We start from the raw sequence: 17,342 nt of genomic DNA, 5'->3' as shown, positions 1-17,342 counted from the left end.
CCGGCGCTCAGCCCTTGACGGCGCCGTGGGTGAAGCCGGCGATGAAGCGTTCCAGGAAGAGGTTGAAGACGAGGGCGATGGGGACCGCGACCAGGATGGTGGCGGCCTGGAGAGACTGCCAGAAGAAGACGTCGCCGCGGACCAGGGCGGTCGGTACGCCGGTGCTGATCGGCTTCTCGCCGGACGGTGACACGAAGGCCAGGGCGTAGATGAACTCGCTCGCGGTGAGGGTGAACGCGAAGACCACCACAGCCACCACCCCTGGGAACACCAGCGGTACGACGGTACGGACGAAGGCGCCGAGTCGGCTGTAGCCGTCGACCATCGCCTGTTCCTCGATGTCCTTCGGGATCGACCGCAGGAAGCCCATCAGCAGCCAGACCGAGACCGGAATCGTGATGGTCGGGTACACGAGCACCAGCGCCCAGGTGCGATCCTGCAGGCCGACGGCCACGACCACCCGCGACAGCGACAGGAACAGCAAGGTCGGCGGCACGAGGTAGACGAAGAAGATCGCGATCGCCATCGGCCCCGACCACGGCCGGTCCAGCCGGGCCAGACTGTACGCCGCGGGGAGTGCGAGCCCGAGCGTGATCACGGTGACCAGCAGGCCGACCCAGAGGGTGTTCCAGACGAACGTCGGGAACTCGGTGCGGTTGAACAGGTAGTCGACGTGCTCGGTGGTGGGAGGCAGGTTGAACAGGAACGGGTTGTTGCTGCGCCGGTAGAGGTCCCGATTCTCCTTGAAGGCCGTGATCCCGGCCCAGATGAACGGGCCGGCCGCACCGAGCGCCGCCAGGACCGCCAGCAGGTACACGGCGATCCGGGACGCGACGTGCTGCCGCCGCGCGTGCCGCCGCAACTGCTCGATCTCGGCGGCCTTCATGACACGTCCATCCGTCGTACCGCCCGGAGGATGGCGATCGCCCCGGCCAGCAGCAACGGGAACAGGAACAACGCGATCGCCGCGCCCTGGCCGACGTCGCCGCCCTCGATGCCGCGGAAGAACGCCCAGCTGGCGAGCACCTGGGTCGAGTTGGTCGGGCCACCCCGGGTCAGCACGTAGACGACCGCCATGTCGGTGAAGGTCAGGATCGCCCCGAACAACGCGGCCACCGCGATCACCGGCATCGTCAGCGGGATGGTGATCTCGAACATCCGCCGCCAGAACCGCGCCCCGTCGACCGAGGCGGCCTCCTGGACGTCCTTCGGGATGGCCACCAGCCCGGCCATCATGATCACCGCGGCCAGCGGGACGAGCCGCCAGACGTGCACCAGGATGACCGACCAGATGGCGAGGTTCGGCTTGCCGAGCCAGTACATGTTCGCCTCGATGACGCCCAGTTCCCGCAGCACCCAGTCGATCGGCGAGAACACCGAGTCGAGCAGCCACAGCCAGGCGATCGTGGACAGCGCCACCGGCGTGGTCCACGGCAGCAGCACCAGGAAGCGGACCACCCACTTGCCCCGGAAGTCGGCGATCAGGATGTTCGCGAGCACCTTGCCGAGTACGACGATCAGCGCCATCGAGACCACCGTGAACACGATCGTGTTCCGCAGCGACCGCCAGAAGACCGGGTCGTCGAACACGTTGCGGTAGTTGCCCAGGCCGGCCCAGTCGAAGCTCGGGTCTCCGGCCGTGACATCGCTGAAACTGAAGGCGATCGCCAGGAAGAACGGGATCGCGACGAGCGCGACGATGTACACCACCGAGGGCAGCAGGAAGACCCAGGCGAGCACGCTGTCCCGGTCGGCGAACCGTCGCCGTACCCGCAGGTCGCCGGGCTTCTCGAGCTGGGGCGGGTCGGCCATCGTCGTCATGATCCGGTGCGCACCGAGACGGACTCGGTACGGTCTCCACTCTCGGCGTCGAAGAACCGCAGCCGGTCCGCGTGGACGGCGAACCGGTGCTCCTGACCGGGCTCGACCGCAGACGTCACGGTGGCCGGCAGCCGGGCGATCACCCGGGTCTCGGCGCCCAGACCGCGAACCGTGCCGTACAGGTGCCGGTCACCGGACAGGTACTCGACGCGGTCGACCTGGAACGGAACCACCAGCCGGTCGTCCCCGTGGACGAGCGTTTCCGGTAGCAGGTGTTCCGGCCGGAAGCCGACCAGGACACCGTCGCGCGGAACGAGGTTCATCGGCGGCGATCCGAGGAAGGTCGCGACGAAGGTGTCGGCCGGGTCGTCGTACACCTCGACCGGCGGTCCGAGCTGGCGGATCCGGCCGGCGTACATGACCGCGATCCGGTCACCCAGGCCCATCGCCTCGACCTGGTCGTGGGTGACGTAGATCGTCGTGGTCCGGACCCGGCGCTGGAACCGCTTGAGCTCGTCGCGCGCGCTCGCCCGCAGTTTCGCGTCCAGGTTGGACAGCGGCTCGTCGAGCAGGAACACACTCGGCTCCCGTACCAGAGCCCGGGCCAGCGCGACGCGCTGCCGCTCGCCGCCGGACAGTTGCCGCGGGCGCCGGTCCAGCAGGGACCCGATGCCGAGCAGCTCCGCGGCCCACTCGGTCTTCCCGGCCCACTCCGCCTTGTCGATGCCCTGGGCCTTGAGTGGGAAGACGATGTTGGCCCGCACCGTCTTGTGCGGGTACAGCGCGTAGCTCTGGAACACCATCGCGACCCGTCGAGCCCGCGGCGGCAGCTCGTTCACGACGTGTCCGCCGATCCGGACCTCGCCGTCGGTTGGTTGCTCGAGGCCCGCGATCGTCCGCAGCAGCGTGGTCTTGCCGCAGCCCGACGGGCCCAGCAGCACGAGGTACTCGCCCTCGGTGGTGGCCAGATCCACGCCGTCGACCGCGTTCACCCGTCCGTGCGGCCCGCGACGACGTACCCGACCGCCCTCGAAGACCTTGCGCAGACCACGGACCTCGACGACAGCCACGCGATCTCACCTACACTCCGCCGACCAGACCGCGCTGCCGCCACTTGTCGAAAATCGGTTTGATCTGCCGCTCCGCATCGGCGACCGCCTGGTCGGGGCTGAGCTCCCCACGCGCCGCCTTGGCGAACATGTTGGGGATGACGAACGTCGCGAAGACCTCCCCCTCGGCGGTGTTCGCCGGACCCGGGTAGCCGATGTTGGTGCTCCACTCGATCGCGTTCTTCAGCACGGACAGCTTGTTCGCCGGCTTCGCGCCGAACGGATCGTTGTCCAGCCAGCTGTTCAGCTGCGGCACCAGCGCCGGGAAGGCCGGCAGGTCGTAGAGCTTCGAGTGGTACGTCGCCGACGGCCAGTTGGCGGTGTAGTGCAGCAGGAACTCCTTCGCCGCGTCGACGTTGCGCGCGTGACTCGGAACGATCCAGTTGTACATCACGTGCTGCGCGGCGAGGCCCGCCTTCGGGCCCTTCAGCGCCCGGGTGAAGTAGATGTCGTCGGCAACCTCCGGATTCGCTTCCTGGGCGGTGCGCCAGGCCGAGATCGAGTTGAGGATGTAGGACATCTGGCCGGCGATCAGGCCCTGGTTGTTGGAGGCGGGGTTCCAGGAGAAGACCTCGTTCGTCATCGTGTCCTTGAACAGGCGCTGCATGAACTCCACGGCGGCGACCGTCTCCGGCGAGTTGATCACCACCTCCTCGTTCTCGTTCTGGATCGAGGCGCCGTACGACCACATCAAAGCCCGGCCGGCCATGTTGGAGTCGATCTCCTGGGACATGCCCACACCCATCTGGATGCTCTTGGACTTCTTGATCTCGGCGCCGCCGCGGAGCAGGTCGTCCCACGACGTCGGGCCGTCGGCCAGGCCGACCGACTCCCACAGGCTCTTGCGGTAGTCGCCGGGATCCGGGACCCAGCCCGGAGAGTAGGCGTAGTGCTTGCCGGTGGCCGGGTTCTGGCTCGACTTCACACACAGCGGCAACTGATCGCCATGGCGCCGCTGGGCCTCCTGCGCGACGTCCTTGAGGTCGACGACACTCGGCTCGAACTGCGACAGCGGCGCGATGTACTGGATCAGGTCGTGCCCCTGCTTGGCCTGGATCTCGGCCGCGGTCCGGGCCACGATCTCGGTGTTGTTGATGTGGTCGACGGTGACGTTGACGCCGACCTCCTGGCCCCAGCCCTTCGCGAACGGGTCGAACCACGCGTCGTGGCTCGGCACGAAGTGGCTCCAGAGCAGGATCTTCAGGTCACCGGACAGCTTCGCCGAGGGCGAGGTCATCGTCGGGCTCGGAGCGGGGACGGTCGCCTCCGGCGGGCCCGCGTCGTCCCCGGCGTCACCACAGGCCGCGGCACCGGCCGCCACGGCGGTCAGCCACAACAGGCTACGGCGAGAGATACGAGTCGGCTCGTCCATCGCGAACCTCCAGCGCGAGACTCTTCTCCCCAGACTGTTCTGACGAATCCTGTCTGGTCAACTACTCGGCGATTCCAAGAGGATCTCGACCGCTCGGGCGAGTCCGGACCTCATCCGGTCCAGGGCGAAGCCCTGGTTGCGGAGGGCCTTGTGGAGGTCGGCGGCCAGCGGTGCCAGTACGGCGTGGGCCGTGTAGTCGGCGTCGAGGTCCGGGCGGGCCTCTTCGATCAGGAGCGCCAGGTGGCGGTGCCAGAGGTGGTACGAGCCGATGCGGTAGCGGGCGCCCTCGGCGGCGTTCTCGCTGTCCACGAACAACTCGATGTGCCGGTCGAGCAGTTCGAGGTACGCATTCAGGAACGCCGTCACCCGGTCGACCGCGGGCGCACCGGGACCTAGCGGCGGCGGGCCGCTGAGGATCTTGGCCTGGAGCTCGAGCTCACGTTCGTCGAGCAGGGCGACCGCCAGCCCGGCCCGGTCGCCGAACCGGCGGAACACCGTGCCCTTGCCGACCCCTGCCTCCGCGGCGATCGCGTCCAGCGACACGTTCTTCACACCGTGCTCGGTGAACAGCCGGTCCGCGGCCTCCAGCACCTTCAGCCGGTTCCGCCGGGCGTCCGCACGCTCCGGGCGTGCCTGTCCGACGACCGGAAGATCTCGTTGTGAAACGGACTGCGGTCCGGTACTGTCGTTCATAAGACGGACTGTAGTCCGCTAAGGACCCTGGAGGAAGCATGAGCAACACCCCCGCCCGGATCGTGATCGCCTACCACTCCGGATACGGACACACGGCCAAGCAGGCCGAGGCAGTGGCGTCCGGCGCCTCGTCGGTACCGGGCGCCGTCGCCGAACTGGTCCCACTGGACGACCTGACCGAGGACGTCTGGGCCCGGCTGGCCGCCGCGGACGCGATCGTCTTCGGCGCCCCGACGTACATGGGCAGCCCGAGCTGGGTGTTCAAGAAGTTCGCCGAGGAGAGTGTCCGGGCCTGGGCCGACAACCTGGCCTGGCGGGACAAGATCGCCGCCGGGTTCACCAACTCCAAGGCGATGTCCGGCGACAAGCTGAACAGCCTGGTCGACCTCGCCGTGTTCGCCGCCCAGCACGGGATGATCTGGGTCGGCCTGGACATCTACCCCGGCTGGGCCGAGAGCACCGCGAGTATCGAGGACCTCAACCGGCTCGGCAGCTGGCTCGGCGCGATGGCGCAGTCCGACGCCGACCTGTCCGCCGAGAAGGCGCCGCCGGCCACGGACCTGCGGACCGCGGAGGCGCTCGGCGTCCGGGTGGCGACCGTCACGTTGCGGCACCTGAGAGGAGCGCTGGCGGCCTGATGGCGTGGCTGGTTCTGCTCGCGGCGGCGGCGTTCGAGATCGCGTTCGCACTCAGCCTCAAGCCGAGTGAAGGATTCAGCCGGCTCTGGCCGACCGTCGGGGTGCTGGTCTTCGGCGTGATCTCGGTCGTCCTGCTGGCGAAGACGCTGGACCACCTTCCGGTCGGTACGGCGTACGCGATCTGGACCGGCCTGGGATCGATCGGCGTCGTCACGCTCGGCATCCTGCTGTTCGGCGAGCCGATCACCCCGGCCCGGCTGGCCTGTATCGCGCTCATCGTCACCGGCGTCGTCGGGCTGCGGCTGGTGGGCGCGGACTGACCTGCGGATCCCCAGGCCATCACAACTGAGCCGACGGAGCCGTGCTGAGCGGGAGGGGTAGGCACCGCGGATGATTGTGATGGCGTGGCGGTCCGCCGACCTCATGGCACCGCGCGGTGGCGGCGGTGCGGGCCGCGAACGGGGAGCGGCGTGGGATGGGTGTCGTCGAAGGCTCCCGGCGCGAAGGCGCCGTGCGCCGGGTCGAAGCCGGACACCAGCCGGCGGTAGTCGTCCCACGTCTCGACCCGCGGCGGAACGTTGCCAATGGCATCGACCTGGGTGACCGGGTACTGGCCGAGCTCGATCACCTCCCACAGCTCGGCGTCGTTGCGCAGCCCGCGCAACTCACCGAACAGCTCCCGGCCGAACCAGCACGGGTGCCCGCGGCCGTTGTCGTACCGGCTGACGCCGATCGGGGTGGCCGGGCCGGCGACCTCGGCGACCAGCGACCAGACCGTGGCCGAGGTCACGCCCGGCTGGTCGCCGAGCAGCACCACGATGCCATCGGTACGGCGATCCACCGCGTCCATCGCGGGCACGATCGAGGAACTGCCGGTGTCGGCGTGCGGCGACTCGACCACCCGGACGCCGCCGAGCTCGATCCGGTCATGAATCTGCTCCGACGCCGCCCCGAGGGTGACGACCAACTGGTCGAACCCACACTCGCGGGCAGTGCCGAGCGTCGCCCCGAGCAGGGTGTCGCCGTGGTAGGCCAGTAGTTGCTTGGGTACGCCGAGTTGGGGCGAGCCTTCCGCGGCGAGCAGGAGTCCGGTGACGAACATGCTCGCCTCAACCCCGGACCAGGGTTGTCGCCAAGGGGCGGCGGGGTGGGGGGAAATGCAGGTACCGCAACGCAGGCTCCCTCTGCTGATTTCCCCGAGCACTTCACAGCCGAAGAATCGATGGAACCGCGCTGCTACCCGACGTGTCAACGACCGTCCGGAACGTGGTCAGGAAATGATCAGCCCAGAACCGAAGCAAACGCTTCAAGGGCCGGGTAGCCGGCATTTCCGACCACGATCGTGGTGACGCCGGAATCGACCAGCACCAAGGCGTTCTCGCCCTTGCGGTCCTGCAGCACCTTGCGCTGCCAGGTGACGCCCTCGACGGTCGACGTGCCGTCGTCGGTGGTCTTGCCGAGCTCCTCGTTCTGGAATTTCCCGCCGGTCACGTTGGACTGTTCCAGGCCGACGTATTTCTTCTCGTTGGTGACAATGCCGAGGTGCCAGGTGATCGGGCTCTGCTCCGGGGTGCGGAACTGCACACTGGTGGCGGTCCAGCCGTCCGGCATCGGGGCCGGGCCGCGGACCCACGGGGCGACCTTCTTCGCGTCCTCGAGCTGCGCGGTGTACTCGACCGCCTTGATCCGCTCCTCCTTGGGCCGCCAGGTGACGACCATCAGGAACGCGACCACGACGAAACAGGCCAGCAGCGCCCAGATCATGTTCTTCAGCGTGCGCGCCTTGGCCCGGTCCCGGCGGTTCTGCTCCCGGTAAGCGATCTCCTCGGCTCGTGCCCGCGCTTTTTCGCGTGCCTCCGCCTCGCCGGCAGCACCCTGACCCGTCGAACTCATGACACGAGTGTCCCATCTCGCCGATCAGGGGCCGGAGGCAGTTGGCTACGATCCGGTGGCATGAGCGATCCGACCACGCCACCTGCCCATCTCGAGGTCGAGGCGGACGCGCCTGACCGGAACCTGGCCCTGGAACTGGTCCGGGTCACCGAGGCCGCGGCGATGGCGGCGGGCCGCTGGGTCGGCCGCGGCGACAAGAACGGCGCCGACGGCGCGGCGGTGAACGCGATGCGCACCCTGATCGGCACCGTCGGGATGAACGGCACGGTGGTGATCGGCGAGGGCGAGAAGGACAACGCCCCGATGCTCTACAACGGCGAGCAGGTCGGCTCCGGCGACGGCCCGGAGTGTGACGTCGCGGTCGACCCGGTCGACGGGACCACGCTGGTCGCGAAGGGCATGAACAACGGCATCGCGGTGATGGCGGTGTCGGCGCGGAACTCGATGTACGACCCGTCCGCGGTCTTCTACATGGAGAAGCTGGTGGTCGGGCCCGAGGCGGCCGAGGTGGTCGACATCCGGCTGCCGGTCGCGGAGAACATCCGCCGGGTGGCCAAGGCGAAGGGCTCCACGGTCGACGACGTCACCGTCGTACTGCTGGACCGGCCGCGGCACGAGCACCTGGCGACCCAGATCCGGGCCACCGGCGCGCGGATCAAGTTCATCAGCGACGGCGACGTGGCCGGCGCGGTCGAGGCGGCCCGGCCGGACACCGGCCTGGACATGCTGCTCGGCATCGGCGGCACGCCGGAAGGCATCATCGCGGCCTGTGCGATGAAGTGTGTCGGCGGGCTGATCCAGGGGCGGCTGTGGCCGAAGGACGACGAGGAGCGGCAGAAGGCGATCGACGCCGGCCACGATCTCGACCGGGTGCTCAGCACCGACGACCTGGTCAGCGGTGACGACTGCTTCTTCGTCGCCACCGGGATCACCGACGGCGAGCTGCTGCGCGGCGTCCGGTACGGCCGGTCCACCGCACGCACCCACTCGCTGGTGATGCGGTCGCGCAGCGGCACGATCCGCAGCATCGAGAGCGTGCACCAGCTGTCCAAGCTGCGCGCGTACTCCGCCATCGACTTCGAGCACGCCAGATGAGCGCACCTGTCCTCGTCGTCGGCGAGGCTCTCGTGGACATTGTCGGCAGCGCCCACAAGACCACCAGGAACGGCAACAGCAAGACCAAGGCGACACCGGGCGGCTCCCCGGCCAACGTCGCGGTCGGCCTGGCGCGGCTCGGCGTACCGACCGAGCTCGTGACCCGGTTCGGGACGGACGCGTACGGCGACCAGCTCGGCGCTCACCTGTTCGGGAACGGCGTCCAGCTGGCGCCCGGCTCGGTCGACCCGGGTTTCCGGACCAGTACGGCGACCGCGACGCTCGACGCGGCCGGGGTCGCGTCGTACCAGTTCGACATCACCTGGGAACCGCCGGCGCTGTCGCTGTCGCGGGGTTGCCCGGCGATCCACACCGGGTCGATCGCGACCGTGCTCGAGCCGGGCGCGGCGGCGATCCACGCGTTCCTGAAGTCGATGGCCGACCAGCCGGTCACGGTGACGCTCGACCCGAACGCGCGGCCGACCATCACGCCGGACCCGGTGTCGACGTGGGCCGCCGTCCGTGAGCTGGCCGCGCTGTCCGACCTGGTGAAGCTGAGCGACGAGGACTGCGAGTTCCTGCGGCCCGGGCTGTCGGCGGACGAGATCGCGGCGGAGCTGCTGAGCGCCGACCGGACCCGGTGCGTGGTGATCACGCGCGGCGGGGACGGCGCGATCGGGATCAGCCGGGAGGCGCGGGTCGAGGTGACCGCGCCGCGGATCCAGGTCGTCGACACCGTGGGCGCGGGCGACTCGTTCATGGCGGCGCTGATCGCCGGGCTGCACGCGCGCGGGCTGCTGGGGCCGACGCGGTTGGCGGGCCTGACGGAAGCGGACCTGCGGGACGTCGTGGACTACGCGGTCAAGGCCGCCGCGATCACGTGCACCCGGCACGGCGCCGACCCGCCGACGGCGGACGAGCACATCGCCACCTGGGGTGCCTGATGTCGGCTGACGCCTGGACCGCCGAGCTCGAGACCAAGGGCAGCGTCGTGTTCCCGCCGCGGCGCGGGCGGCTGGCGATCCGGCTGGCCGGGTTCGCGCTGCTGATGGTGATGTCGGCGTGGACGAACCTCGACCACTGGCGCAACGACGACATCTCCGGGACTCTCGGCGTACTGCGGCTGACCGCACTGGCCGCGTTCGTCTACGGCACCGGACTGACGCTGTGGCAGCTGGTGACGAACCGCCCGGTCGTCAAGATCGATGCCGAGGGCATCACGCGTGGGCGCAGCCTGCGGTGGTCCGGCATCACCAGCATCGACGACCCGACCGGGCCGCCAGGACTCCGGACCGTGCAGATCCGCCCGGCCGATCGACGCGCCCGGCCGCTGGCCATCCCGCAGGACAACGTCTCCGACCTCAGCGCGCTGACGCGCTGGTTGCGGTCACTCCACGAGGAGCACCGCGCCTAGCTCACGGTGCTGCGGACCGCGCTGAGGTGCTGCCGGGTGCGGTCCGCGGCGCGCTCGGGGTCCTTGTCGCGGATGGCGTCGGCGATCGCCTCGTGGGCGGCCTGGTCGTGGCGGTGCCGGTGCTCCACGTCGAGCTTCAGCATGTCCATCATCGCCCGCCGGATCCGTGGCACGAGTGTGTCGAACAGCTCGGCCAGGACGGCGTTGTGCGCCGCGGTGATCACCGCGCGATGGAAGGCCAGGTCGGCCTCGACGTACCAGTCGTCCGGTGCGTTCACCGACGCCCTCTGCCGGTCGGCCAACGTGTAGCGGAACATCTTGAGGTCCGCCGGCGTACGACGGGACGCGGCCAGCAGCGCCGCCTCCGCCTCTATCGCGAGCCGCACCTCCATCAGGTCGGCGATGTCGGCCTTGCGGAGGACCTTGTCCCAGTCTTCGGTGGCCTGCAGCGCGATCACGAACACGCCCGCACCCTGCCGGCTCTCCAGCACCCGGCGGCCGGCCAACTCGCGGATCGCCTCGCGGATCGTCGACCGGCCGACACCCAGCTGCGCAGCCAGCGTGGTCTCTCCCGGCAGCTTCTGGCCGAGCGGCCACTCGCCGCTGCCGATCCGCTGCAGCAGCTCCTCGGCGGCCTGCTCGGCGAGCGGGTGACGTCGAATCATGGGCACAGTCTAGAGGTACACAGGTTGTCAGCTTGTCTGAGGAGTTGTACGTTGGCCGCATGGACTGGAACCGCCAGCAACCCTCCCCGATGCCCAGCCACCGTTACCGCGACATCTTCGCCAAGGTGCCGGTCGCGCCGGTCGACCGCGAGTGGCCGGACCGCCGGATCACCACCGCCCCACTCTGGGTGCCGGTCGACCTGCGGGACGGCAACCAGGCCCTCGCCGACCCGATGGACCCGGACCGCAAGCGCCGGTTCTTCGAGCTGATGGTTGCCATGGGCTACAAAGAGATCGAGGTCGGCTACCCGTCCGCCTCGCAGACCGACTTCGACTTCGTCCGGCTGCTGGCGACCTCTGACCTGGTCCCGCCTGACGTCACGATCGTGGTGTTCACGCCGGCCCGGCCCGAGCTGATCGAGCGGACCATCGAGTCCGTGGCCGGGATGCGCACACCGGTGGTCGTGCACATGTACGCGGCCACGGCTCCGACCTGGCGTGACGTCGTACTGCGTCGGACGCGGGACGAACTGGCCTCGCTGATCTACGCCGGGGCCGAGCAGATCCTGCGACTGGCCGGGGACTCGGTGCGGTTCCAGTTCTCGCCCGAGGTGTTCAACCTGACCGAGCCGGACTTCGTGCTGGAGTTGGGCGACCAGCTGACCAAGCTGTGGGACGCGACACCTGAGCGGCCGGTGATTCTCAACCTGCCGGCGACCGTCGAGGCGGCGACGCCGAACGTGTACGCCGACCAGATCGAGTACATGCACAAGAACCTGCCTCGCCGCGACGGCGTCATCCTGTCCGTGCACCCGCACAACGACCGGGGCACCGGGATCGCCTGCGCGGAGTTCGCCGTACTCGCGGGCGCGCAGCGGGTCGAGGGGTGCATCTTCGGCAACGGCGAACGCACCGGGAACGTCGACATCGCCACGCTCGCGCTGAACCTGCACGCGCAGGGGGTGGATCCGATGATCGACTTCTCCGACATCGACGGGATCCGGCGGGTCGTCGAGGAGTGCACGCGGATGCCGATCCATCCGCGGCACCCGTACGTCGGGGAGCTGGTCTACACGGCGTTCTCCGGGACGCACCAGGACGCGATCCGGAAGGGGTTCGCGCGGCGGACGGCGGATGACACGTTCTGGGACGTGCCTTATCTGCCGATCGATCCGGCCGATGTGGGGCGCGGGTACGAGGCCGTCGTACGGGTGAACAGCCAGTCGGGGAAAGGCGGGATCGCGCACGTGCTGGAGGCGTCGTACGGCGTGCGGCTGTCGGGTGAGCAGGAGGTCGAGTTCGCGCGGCATGTGCAGCGGCACACGGACGCGACCGGGCGGGAGGCGACGGCGGTGGAGCTGAAGGAGCTGTACGAGGAGGTCTTCGGGTGCTCGAACTGAAGGACGTCGACTTCGTCCGGGACGGCAAGCTGTTGCTGGCCGGGGTGACGTTGACGGTCGGCGAAGGCGAGCGGTGGGCGCTGCTCGGGCCGAACGGGGCGGGCAAGAGCACGTTGCTGAGTTTGTGCGGCGCGATCACGCACCCGACCCGCGGCACCGTCGAGATCCTCGGCCGCCGGCTCGGCGCGGTCGACATCCGGTGGCTGCGCGAGTCGATCGGTCACGTGAATCCACGGCACCCGCTGCGCTCGCCGCTGACGATCCACCAGGTGGTGCTGACCGGCATCACGGGAACCATCGAACTCATGCCGCGCTGGCAGCCGACGCCCGTGCAGGACGCACGTGCCCGTGAGCTGATCGACCTCCTCGGGATCGGGCAACTGGTGGACTCGCCGTGGACCACGCTCTCGCAAGGCGAACGCGGCCGAGCGCTCATCGCCCGGGCCCTGATCAACGACCCCCGCCTGCTGCTCCTCGACGAACCCTCCACCGGCCTGGACGTCGCCGCCCGCGAACAACTCCTCGAAACCCTCGACCACATCCACACCACCCACCCCCACCTCTCCTCGGTCCTCGTCACCCACCACCTCGAAGAACTCCCCGCCACCACCACCCACGCAGCCCTCCTCCGCGCCGCCCGCCTGCTCGCCGCCGGCCCCACCGAAGACACCCTCACCACCAAGCTCATCTCGGCGACCTTCAACCACCCCATCCACATCCACCGCGCCAACGGCCGGTGGACCGCCCAAACAACCCGCAAACCCTCTACAGTGATCTAGCTCCGGGGGGAGTTCCGACAGTTGGGGGCGGCATGAAGGTGATGGGTGAGCGGGCGCCGGAGGAGTGGGCCGGGGAGTTCGAGCGGGCCGGGCGGGTGGTGTTTCCGGTACGGCGACGGCCCCTGCTGATCCAGCTCCTCATCGTCCTGGCGCTGATCAGCGGCTCTCAGATCAACTCGTTGATCGAGATGCAGAGCGCGGGCAGCGGCGAACGCATCTTCCGCCTGTTCAACTTGGCCTTGTTCCTCCTCGGCATCGGCGTCATCGTCTGGCAGTTGGTCACCCGACGCCCGACCCTGGTCGTCGACCGCGAAGGCATCCGCTACGGCAAGAGGCGCTTTATGCCGTGGTCCGAGGTCGGCACCATCGGCCTCGTTACCGGCCCGAAGTTCTTCATGAACGTCCCCGTCCTCCCGGCCAACGTCTGGGCCAAGGACGTCCGCCTCCCGCAGTACAACGTCAGGGACATCCCAGCCTTGGCGACCTGGCTGACCGCCGTCCTGAAGCAGCACCGCGCAAACGAGCGGGCGACCGACGGGCAGTCAGCGTTGGACTAGTTGCTTGGGCCAGGTCCAGGGGCGTCGGGCCGGTAGAGGCTGAACATTTCAGGCGAGGCCGAGGCGTTTGGTGAGGCGGGGGCCTCGTTTGATCTTGATTTCGGCGAGGATCGCGGTGCCGCGGATGTGGAAGGTGGTGGGGCGGCCGCCGGCCGGAGTGGGGTCGGCAGGGCCGGACTGCTGCTCGGAGACGGAGCCGAGGATGGGATTGCTGTCCAGGTGGACGATCGCGTTCTGCGGGACGCGGATCTTCACGTCCGCCAGGATCGACTTCACCTCGATGTACACGTCGTCGTACGGCAGCTGCGCCTCGGTGTAGTCCAGGGTGACGTCGCCGAGTACGGCGTTCACCTCCTGGTGCTGCGGGACGAGCCAGTTGCCGGTGCGCTTGGTCTCCGACATGAACGCATTGATCACCGGCCCGGCGTGCACCGTCGTCCCCTCCTGCGGGGACACGGCCGGCGCGTTGGGCACGGTCGGGCCGTTCGGCAGGTCGGCGGTGAGCTCGACCAGCTCGCCGTACGTCTTGGAGGCGTACAGGGTCTCGAGCCGTTCCTCGAGCTCGCCGTACGACAGCCGCCCCTCGCCCGCGGCGTCGCGCAGCACGTCGGCGACCTCCTCGCGCTCCAGGTCCGACACCCGGCGCCGCATCGCCAACTCGTCACCCGTCATCGGGGCCGGCGCGGGGACGGCGTCCTGCGGTCGGTTCTGCTGGGGGATCTCATCCTGGGCCACGACAAAACCTTACGCGCGCACCGCCCACTCCGCAGACCGGTTTCCTCCCCGATTCGACCCTGATCCCACCCCTGATTCCGAGGGCTCGCGCTGTTACAGTCCGGCATGGACTGGAGTGGGGTACGGCCGCTGGCCGGCGCGTACGTGGGCAGTTGGGTCAGTTTGCTGGCCGGCGTGGTCTGGACGCTGGTCAACCAACTGGCAACCGGAACGGACGGACCGCAGACCGTCGCCGCGGGTGTGCTGTTCGTCGCGGGCCTGGCGGGGGTCACCGGTCTGGCCTACGTACTCCGGAACCGCATCCCAGCGGGGACGGCACAGGGGAACAACTACCAGCGCGCATGGCATCGGCTGGCGCTCGGGCGCGAGCTGCCGGGGGCTTGGCGGGCGGTGCGGAACTGAGTAGTGCCTAACCTCTCGGTGAGACGGAGGTCGCGGGCGGGGGCGGGTGTGGGCGGATTAGGGTGGTAGGGCTCAGACCACGCGTGATGGAGGTATGCCGGTGTCCGCCGACTTCAGTTACTCCGACCTGTTGCCGCTCGGTGCCGACGACACGGAGTACCGGCTGCTGACGACCGAGGGCGTGAGCACGTTCACGGCGGGCGGCCGGACCTTCCTGCAGGTGCAGCCGGAGGTCCTCCAGGCGCTGACCGCCGAGGCGATGCACGACATCTCGCACTACCTGCGTACGGCGCATCTCGCCCAGCTGCGCCGGATCATCGACGACCCGGAGGCGTCCGGCAACGACCGGTTCGTCGCCCTCGACCTGCTGAAGAACGCGAACATCTCAGCCGGCGGCGTGCTGCCGATGTGCCAGGACACCGGCACCGCGATCGTGATGGGCAAGAAGTCCGAGGGCGTGCTGACCGGCGCGGTCGACGAGGAGTGGATCAGCCGGGGCGTGTACGACGCCTACACCAAGCTGAACCTGCGCTACTCCCAGATGGCCCCGCTGACCATGTGGGACGAGAAGAACACCGGCTCCAACCTGCCGGCCCAGATCGAGCTGTACACGACGCCGGGGACCGCGGACCCGGCGTACAAGTTCCTCTTCATGGCCAAGGGCGGCGGGTCGGCGAACAAGTCGTTCCTGTTCCAGGAGACCAAGGCGGTGCTGAACCCGTCCCGGATGATGGAGTTCCTGGACGAGAAGATCCGCTCCCTGGGGACGGCCGCCTGCCCGCCGTACCACCTGGCCGTCGTGGTCGGCGGGACGTCGGCGGAGTACGCGCTGAAGACCGCGAAGTACGCGTCCGCGCACTACCTCGACACACTGCCGACGACCGGATCGCCGCTGGGGCACGGGTTCCGGGACGTGGAGCTCGAGGAGGAGGTCTTCAAGCTCACCCAGGAGTTCGGGATCGGCGCGCAGTTCGGCGGCAAGTACTTCTGCCACGACGTGCGGGTCATCCGGCTGCCGCGGCACGGCGCGTCCTGCCCGGTCGCGATCGCGGTGTCCTGCTCGGCCGACCGGCAGGCGCTGGCCAAGATCACCCCGGAGGGCGTGTTCCTGGAGCAGCTCGAGCGCGACCCGGCGCGCTTCCTGCCGGACACCACCGACGAGCACCTCGACGAGGAGGCCTACGTCGTCCGGATCGACCTGAACCGGCCGATGAGCGAGATCCGCGCCGAGCTGTCGAAGCTGCCGGTCAAGACCCGGCTGTCGCTGAACGGGCCGCTGGTCGTCGCGCGCGACATCGCGCACGCCAAGATCAAGGAGCGGCTGGACGCGGGCGAGCCGATGCCGCAGTACCTGCGCGACCACGCGGTCTACTACGCCGGCCCGGCGAAGACGCCGGAGGGGTACGCGTCGGGGTCCTTCGGGCCGACCACGGCGGGGCGGATGGACGCGTACGTCGACCAGTTCCAGGCGGCCGGTGGATCGTTCGTGATGCTTGCCAAGGGCAACCGGTCGAAGAAGGTGACGGAGGCGTGCAAGGAGCACGGCGGGTTCTACCTGGGGTCGATCGGCGGGCCGGCGGCGCGGCTGGCGCAGGACTGCATCAAGTCCGTGGACGTGATCGAGTACGCCGAGCTGGGCATGGAAGCGGTGTGGAAGATCGAGGTCGAGGACTTCCCGGCGTTCGTGGTCGTGGATGACAAGGGCAACGACTTCTTCACCGACACGAAGAAGCCGGTCCCGCTCACCGTGCGCCCGAGAAGCTGAAAAAGCAGAGGTAGTGAGGGGGACACGAAGAAGCCGGTGCCGCTCACGGTGCGTCCTCGGAGTTAGTTCTTGACGGCTTGTCCGCCGCGCAGGACCCTCGGGGTGGGGGTGGTGGGGATGAGCCGCAGGATGGCGCGGATCAACAACAAGATCGGGGTGTGGATGTACCGCACCCTCGACGGGCGGCTGGCGAGTGGGAGCAAGGACGTGCACGTCCTGATGCTGACCACGCCCGGCCGCCGGACCGGCGTACCGCACTCGACCTGTGTGCGGTACCTGGAGCGGCCCGACGGGCTACTGGTCTGGGGGACGGGCTCGGGGTCGCGCGAGGACCCGGACTGGTTCCGCAACCTGCGCGCGGTGCAGACCACGGACGTGCAGATCGGCGCGGAGCACCGGACCATGCATCCGCGTGAGCTGACCGGCCAGGAGCGTCAGGTCGTCTGGACCGACGTGATCCTGGCCGAGGACCCACGCATCGGGCGGTTCGCCACCAAGGCCAAGCGCACCATCCCGGTCGCCGTGCTGGAACCCGTAGAGACCTGATGGAGAACTAGCCGGCCTTCATGTCCACCGGGTCCGGAAGCTTGAGGAGGAGCGTCTTCGCGGCCTGGACGACGTCGGCCTCGTTGTGGCCGAAGGCCTGCAGGTACGACCCGAGCGCGGATCGCAGTAGTTGCAGCTCCTCAGGTTGCAGCTCGATCGTGTACATGTTTCCAAGGTAAGACCCAACCCGGCACTGGCAACCCCTCGTGATGCACCCGTTGTCTCACTCGCGCCAGCCGACCGTGACCAGCACCTCGGCAGCGACCTCCGCCGGCGCCCGGTCGTTCACCACCGTGAAGTCCTGAATCGGCTCGTGCGTCGCCGCCTGAGCCAGCGCAGCCTCCAGGTCGAGGACCGCGGTCGGGTGACGGCGGGTGGTGAGGAGGGCGCCGATCGTCTGGGCGATGGTGGTCTTGCCGGCGCCACCGCCGCCGGAGAGCAGGAGGGCTCGGGGCATG

At 69.1% G+C, this 17,342-nt stretch carries 22 protein-coding genes; 11 read left to right on the top strand and 11 right to left on the bottom strand.

The annotated features are described in order from the left end of the window. Nucleotides 1-7 precede the first annotated feature (7 nt). The 5 genes from ACWCOV_RS14865 to ACWCOV_RS14845 are packed head-to-tail and all read right to left on the bottom strand — an operon-like array spanning nucleotide 8 to nucleotide 4,995. Nucleotides 8-886, bottom strand: a complete 879-nt coding sequence (locus tag ACWCOV_RS14865) for a carbohydrate ABC transporter permease (RefSeq protein ID WP_449829778.1) — start codon at nucleotides 884-886, stop codon at nucleotides 8-10. Next, entirely contained in the window at nucleotides 883-1,812 is a 930-nt protein-coding gene (locus tag ACWCOV_RS14860) for a carbohydrate ABC transporter permease (RefSeq protein ID WP_449829777.1), read from the bottom strand. The genes ACWCOV_RS14865 and ACWCOV_RS14860 overlap by 4 nt, the downstream gene beginning before the upstream one ends. 5 nt (nucleotides 1,813-1,817) lie before the next feature. Beyond that, nucleotides 1,818-2,891: an ABC transporter ATP-binding protein gene (locus ACWCOV_RS14855; RefSeq protein ID WP_449829776.1), complete on the bottom strand. Its 1,074-nt coding sequence runs from the start codon at nucleotides 2,889-2,891 to the stop codon at nucleotides 1,818-1,820. 10 nt (nucleotides 2,892-2,901) lie between these two features. Next, complete coding sequence (locus ACWCOV_RS14850) at nucleotides 2,902-4,302, bottom strand: ABC transporter substrate-binding protein (protein WP_449829775.1); 1,401 nt, start codon at nucleotides 4,300-4,302, stop codon at nucleotides 2,902-2,904. A 57-nt stretch (nucleotides 4,303-4,359) separates the two neighbouring features. Beyond that, nucleotides 4,360-4,995: a TetR/AcrR family transcriptional regulator gene (locus ACWCOV_RS14845; RefSeq protein WP_449829774.1), complete on the bottom strand. Its 636-nt coding sequence runs from the start codon at nucleotides 4,993-4,995 to the stop codon at nucleotides 4,360-4,362. A gap of 38 nt (nucleotides 4,996-5,033) precedes the next feature. Between ACWCOV_RS14845 and ACWCOV_RS14840 the strand changes: the two genes are divergently transcribed. Then, the gene (locus tag ACWCOV_RS14840) at nucleotides 5,034-5,633 is read left to right on the top strand and encodes a flavodoxin family protein (protein WP_449829773.1); all 600 of its coding nucleotides are present in this window, start codon (nucleotides 5,034-5,036) and stop codon (nucleotides 5,631-5,633) included. Then, nucleotides 5,633-5,953, top strand: coding sequence for a DMT family transporter (locus ACWCOV_RS14835; RefSeq protein ID WP_449829772.1), 321 nt, complete (start codon nucleotides 5,633-5,635; stop codon nucleotides 5,951-5,953). The genes ACWCOV_RS14840 and ACWCOV_RS14835 overlap by 1 nt, the downstream gene beginning before the upstream one ends. A gap of 101 nt (nucleotides 5,954-6,054) precedes the next feature. Here ACWCOV_RS14835 and ACWCOV_RS14830 read toward each other — a convergent pair whose 3' ends face one another. Together ACWCOV_RS14830 and ACWCOV_RS14825 are read right to left on the bottom strand one after the other, a co-directional pair. Continuing rightward, a complete protein-coding gene (locus ACWCOV_RS14830; RefSeq protein WP_449829771.1) occupies nucleotides 6,055-6,735 on the bottom strand; it encodes a nucleotidyltransferase family protein in 681 nt (226 codons plus the stop codon). A 179-nt stretch (nucleotides 6,736-6,914) separates the two neighbouring features. Further along, on the bottom strand, nucleotides 6,915-7,526 hold the full coding sequence (locus ACWCOV_RS14825) for a DUF4245 domain-containing protein (RefSeq protein WP_449829770.1): 612 nt from the start codon (nucleotides 7,524-7,526) through the stop codon (nucleotides 6,915-6,917). Between the two features lie 60 nt (nucleotides 7,527-7,586). Between ACWCOV_RS14825 and glpX the strand changes: the two genes are divergently transcribed. From glpX to ACWCOV_RS14810, 3 genes are read left to right on the top strand one after another with little or no spacing between them, the layout of a single operon-like run. Further along, nucleotides 7,587-8,621, top strand: a complete 1,035-nt coding sequence (gene glpX, locus ACWCOV_RS14820; protein ID WP_449829769.1) for a class II fructose-bisphosphatase — start codon at nucleotides 7,587-7,589, stop codon at nucleotides 8,619-8,621. Then, nucleotides 8,618-9,565: a carbohydrate kinase family protein gene (locus ACWCOV_RS14815; protein WP_449829768.1), complete on the top strand. Its 948-nt coding sequence runs from the start codon at nucleotides 8,618-8,620 to the stop codon at nucleotides 9,563-9,565. The genes glpX and ACWCOV_RS14815 overlap by 4 nt, the downstream gene beginning before the upstream one ends. Then, complete coding sequence (locus ACWCOV_RS14810) at nucleotides 9,565-10,035, top strand: hypothetical protein (protein ID WP_449829767.1); 471 nt, start codon at nucleotides 9,565-9,567, stop codon at nucleotides 10,033-10,035. The genes ACWCOV_RS14815 and ACWCOV_RS14810 overlap by 1 nt, the downstream gene beginning before the upstream one ends. Here the strand turns inward: ACWCOV_RS14810 and ACWCOV_RS14805 are convergent. Then, on the bottom strand, nucleotides 10,032-10,700 hold the full coding sequence (locus ACWCOV_RS14805; RefSeq protein ID WP_449829766.1) for a FadR/GntR family transcriptional regulator: 669 nt from the start codon (nucleotides 10,698-10,700) through the stop codon (nucleotides 10,032-10,034). The two genes, ACWCOV_RS14810 and ACWCOV_RS14805, sit on opposite strands and share 4 nt — an antisense overlap. A gap of 59 nt (nucleotides 10,701-10,759) precedes the next feature. Between ACWCOV_RS14805 and ACWCOV_RS14800 the strand changes: the two genes are divergently transcribed. The 3 genes from ACWCOV_RS14800 to ACWCOV_RS14790 are packed head-to-tail and all read left to right on the top strand — an operon-like array spanning nucleotide 10,760 to nucleotide 13,436. Further along, nucleotides 10,760-12,100: a 2-isopropylmalate synthase gene (locus ACWCOV_RS14800; protein ID WP_449829765.1), complete on the top strand. Its 1,341-nt coding sequence runs from the start codon at nucleotides 10,760-10,762 to the stop codon at nucleotides 12,098-12,100. Beyond that, on the top strand, nucleotides 12,088-12,879 hold the full coding sequence (locus tag ACWCOV_RS14795; RefSeq protein WP_449829764.1) for an ABC transporter ATP-binding protein: 792 nt from the start codon (nucleotides 12,088-12,090) through the stop codon (nucleotides 12,877-12,879). The genes ACWCOV_RS14800 and ACWCOV_RS14795 overlap by 13 nt, the downstream gene beginning before the upstream one ends. 32 nt (nucleotides 12,880-12,911) lie before the next feature. Beyond that, nucleotides 12,912-13,436 (top strand): hypothetical protein, encoded by a 525-nt coding sequence (locus tag ACWCOV_RS14790; RefSeq protein ID WP_449829763.1) that lies wholly within the window; start codon nucleotides 12,912-12,914, stop codon nucleotides 13,434-13,436. Nucleotides 13,437-13,484: 48 nt separating this feature from the next. Here the strand turns inward: ACWCOV_RS14790 and ACWCOV_RS14785 are convergent, their stop codons facing one another. Further along, nucleotides 13,485-14,171, bottom strand: coding sequence for a DUF1707 SHOCT-like domain-containing protein (locus tag ACWCOV_RS14785; RefSeq protein ID WP_449829762.1), 687 nt, complete (start codon nucleotides 14,169-14,171; stop codon nucleotides 13,485-13,487). A 105-nt stretch (nucleotides 14,172-14,276) separates the two neighbouring features. On the opposite strand from ACWCOV_RS14785, the gene ACWCOV_RS14780 reads away from it, so the two are divergent. From ACWCOV_RS14780 to ACWCOV_RS14770, 3 genes are all read left to right on the top strand, one after another. Continuing rightward, complete coding sequence (locus ACWCOV_RS14780) at nucleotides 14,277-14,573, top strand: hypothetical protein (RefSeq protein WP_449829761.1); 297 nt, start codon at nucleotides 14,277-14,279, stop codon at nucleotides 14,571-14,573. 94 nt (nucleotides 14,574-14,667) lie between these two features. Beyond that, on the top strand, nucleotides 14,668-16,338 hold the full coding sequence (locus ACWCOV_RS14775) for a fumarate hydratase (RefSeq protein WP_449829760.1): 1,671 nt from the start codon (nucleotides 14,668-14,670) through the stop codon (nucleotides 16,336-16,338). Between the two features lie 117 nt (nucleotides 16,339-16,455). Then, nucleotides 16,456-16,884: a nitroreductase/quinone reductase family protein gene (locus ACWCOV_RS14770; RefSeq protein ID WP_449829759.1), complete on the top strand. Its 429-nt coding sequence runs from the start codon at nucleotides 16,456-16,458 to the stop codon at nucleotides 16,882-16,884. A gap of 7 nt (nucleotides 16,885-16,891) precedes the next feature. Here the strand turns inward: ACWCOV_RS14770 and ACWCOV_RS14765 are convergent, their stop codons facing one another. Together ACWCOV_RS14765 and ACWCOV_RS14760 are read right to left on the bottom strand one after the other, a co-directional pair. Then, nucleotides 16,892-17,050: a hypothetical protein gene (locus ACWCOV_RS14765; protein WP_449829758.1), complete on the bottom strand. Its 159-nt coding sequence runs from the start codon at nucleotides 17,048-17,050 to the stop codon at nucleotides 16,892-16,894. Nucleotides 17,051-17,107: 57 nt separating this feature from the next. Next, nucleotides 17,108-17,341: a hypothetical protein gene (locus tag ACWCOV_RS14760; RefSeq protein ID WP_449829757.1), complete on the bottom strand. Its 234-nt coding sequence runs from the start codon at nucleotides 17,339-17,341 to the stop codon at nucleotides 17,108-17,110. Nucleotide 17,342 lies beyond the last annotated feature (1 nt).

Source organism: Kribbella sp. NPDC002412, from assembly GCF_053592935.1.
Note: the sequence above shows the minus strand (reverse complement) of the source record. Positions and strands in the feature narration are given on the sequence as shown.

Excerpts from the sequence above, each read along its gene's own strand:
- ACWCOV_RS14865 (WP_449829778.1), bottom strand. The coding sequence starts at position 886 with ATGAAGGCCGCCGAGATCGAGCAGTTGCGGCGGCACGCGCGGCGGCAG.
- ACWCOV_RS14860 (WP_449829777.1), bottom strand. The coding sequence starts at position 1,812 with ATGGCCGACCCGCCCCAGCTCGAGAAGCCCGGCGACCTGCGGGTACGG.
- ACWCOV_RS14850 (WP_449829775.1), bottom strand. The coding sequence starts at position 4,302 with ATGGACGAGCCGACTCGTATCTCTCGCCGTAGCCTGTTGTGGCTGACC.
- ACWCOV_RS14845 (WP_449829774.1), bottom strand. The coding sequence starts at position 4,995 with ATGAACGACAGTACCGGACCGCAGTCCGTTTCACAACGAGATCTTCCG.
- ACWCOV_RS14840 (WP_449829773.1), top strand. The coding sequence starts at position 5,034 with ATGAGCAACACCCCCGCCCGGATCGTGATCGCCTACCACTCCGGATAC.
- ACWCOV_RS14835 (WP_449829772.1), top strand. The coding sequence starts at position 5,633 with ATGGCGTGGCTGGTTCTGCTCGCGGCGGCGGCGTTCGAGATCGCGTTC.
- ACWCOV_RS14830 (WP_449829771.1), bottom strand. The coding sequence starts at position 6,735 with ATGTTCGTCACCGGACTCCTGCTCGCCGCGGAAGGCTCGCCCCAACTC.
- ACWCOV_RS14825 (WP_449829770.1), bottom strand. The coding sequence starts at position 7,526 with ATGAGTTCGACGGGTCAGGGTGCTGCCGGCGAGGCGGAGGCACGCGAA.
- glpX (WP_449829769.1), top strand. The coding sequence starts at position 7,587 with ATGAGCGATCCGACCACGCCACCTGCCCATCTCGAGGTCGAGGCGGAC.
- ACWCOV_RS14815 (WP_449829768.1), top strand. The coding sequence starts at position 8,618 with ATGAGCGCACCTGTCCTCGTCGTCGGCGAGGCTCTCGTGGACATTGTC.
- ACWCOV_RS14810 (WP_449829767.1), top strand. The coding sequence starts at position 9,565 with ATGTCGGCTGACGCCTGGACCGCCGAGCTCGAGACCAAGGGCAGCGTC.
- ACWCOV_RS14805 (WP_449829766.1), bottom strand. The coding sequence starts at position 10,700 with ATGATTCGACGTCACCCGCTCGCCGAGCAGGCCGCCGAGGAGCTGCTG.
- ACWCOV_RS14800 (WP_449829765.1), top strand. The coding sequence starts at position 10,760 with ATGGACTGGAACCGCCAGCAACCCTCCCCGATGCCCAGCCACCGTTAC.
- ACWCOV_RS14790 (WP_449829763.1), top strand. The coding sequence starts at position 12,912 with ATGAAGGTGATGGGTGAGCGGGCGCCGGAGGAGTGGGCCGGGGAGTTC.
- ACWCOV_RS14780 (WP_449829761.1), top strand. The coding sequence starts at position 14,277 with ATGGACTGGAGTGGGGTACGGCCGCTGGCCGGCGCGTACGTGGGCAGT.
- ACWCOV_RS14775 (WP_449829760.1), top strand. The coding sequence starts at position 14,668 with ATGCCGGTGTCCGCCGACTTCAGTTACTCCGACCTGTTGCCGCTCGGT.
- ACWCOV_RS14770 (WP_449829759.1), top strand. The coding sequence starts at position 16,456 with ATGAGCCGCAGGATGGCGCGGATCAACAACAAGATCGGGGTGTGGATG.
- ACWCOV_RS14765 (WP_449829758.1), bottom strand. The coding sequence starts at position 17,050 with ATGTACACGATCGAGCTGCAACCTGAGGAGCTGCAACTACTGCGATCC.
- ACWCOV_RS14760 (WP_449829757.1), bottom strand. The coding sequence starts at position 17,341 with ATGCCCCGAGCCCTCCTGCTCTCCGGCGGCGGTGGCGCCGGCAAGACC.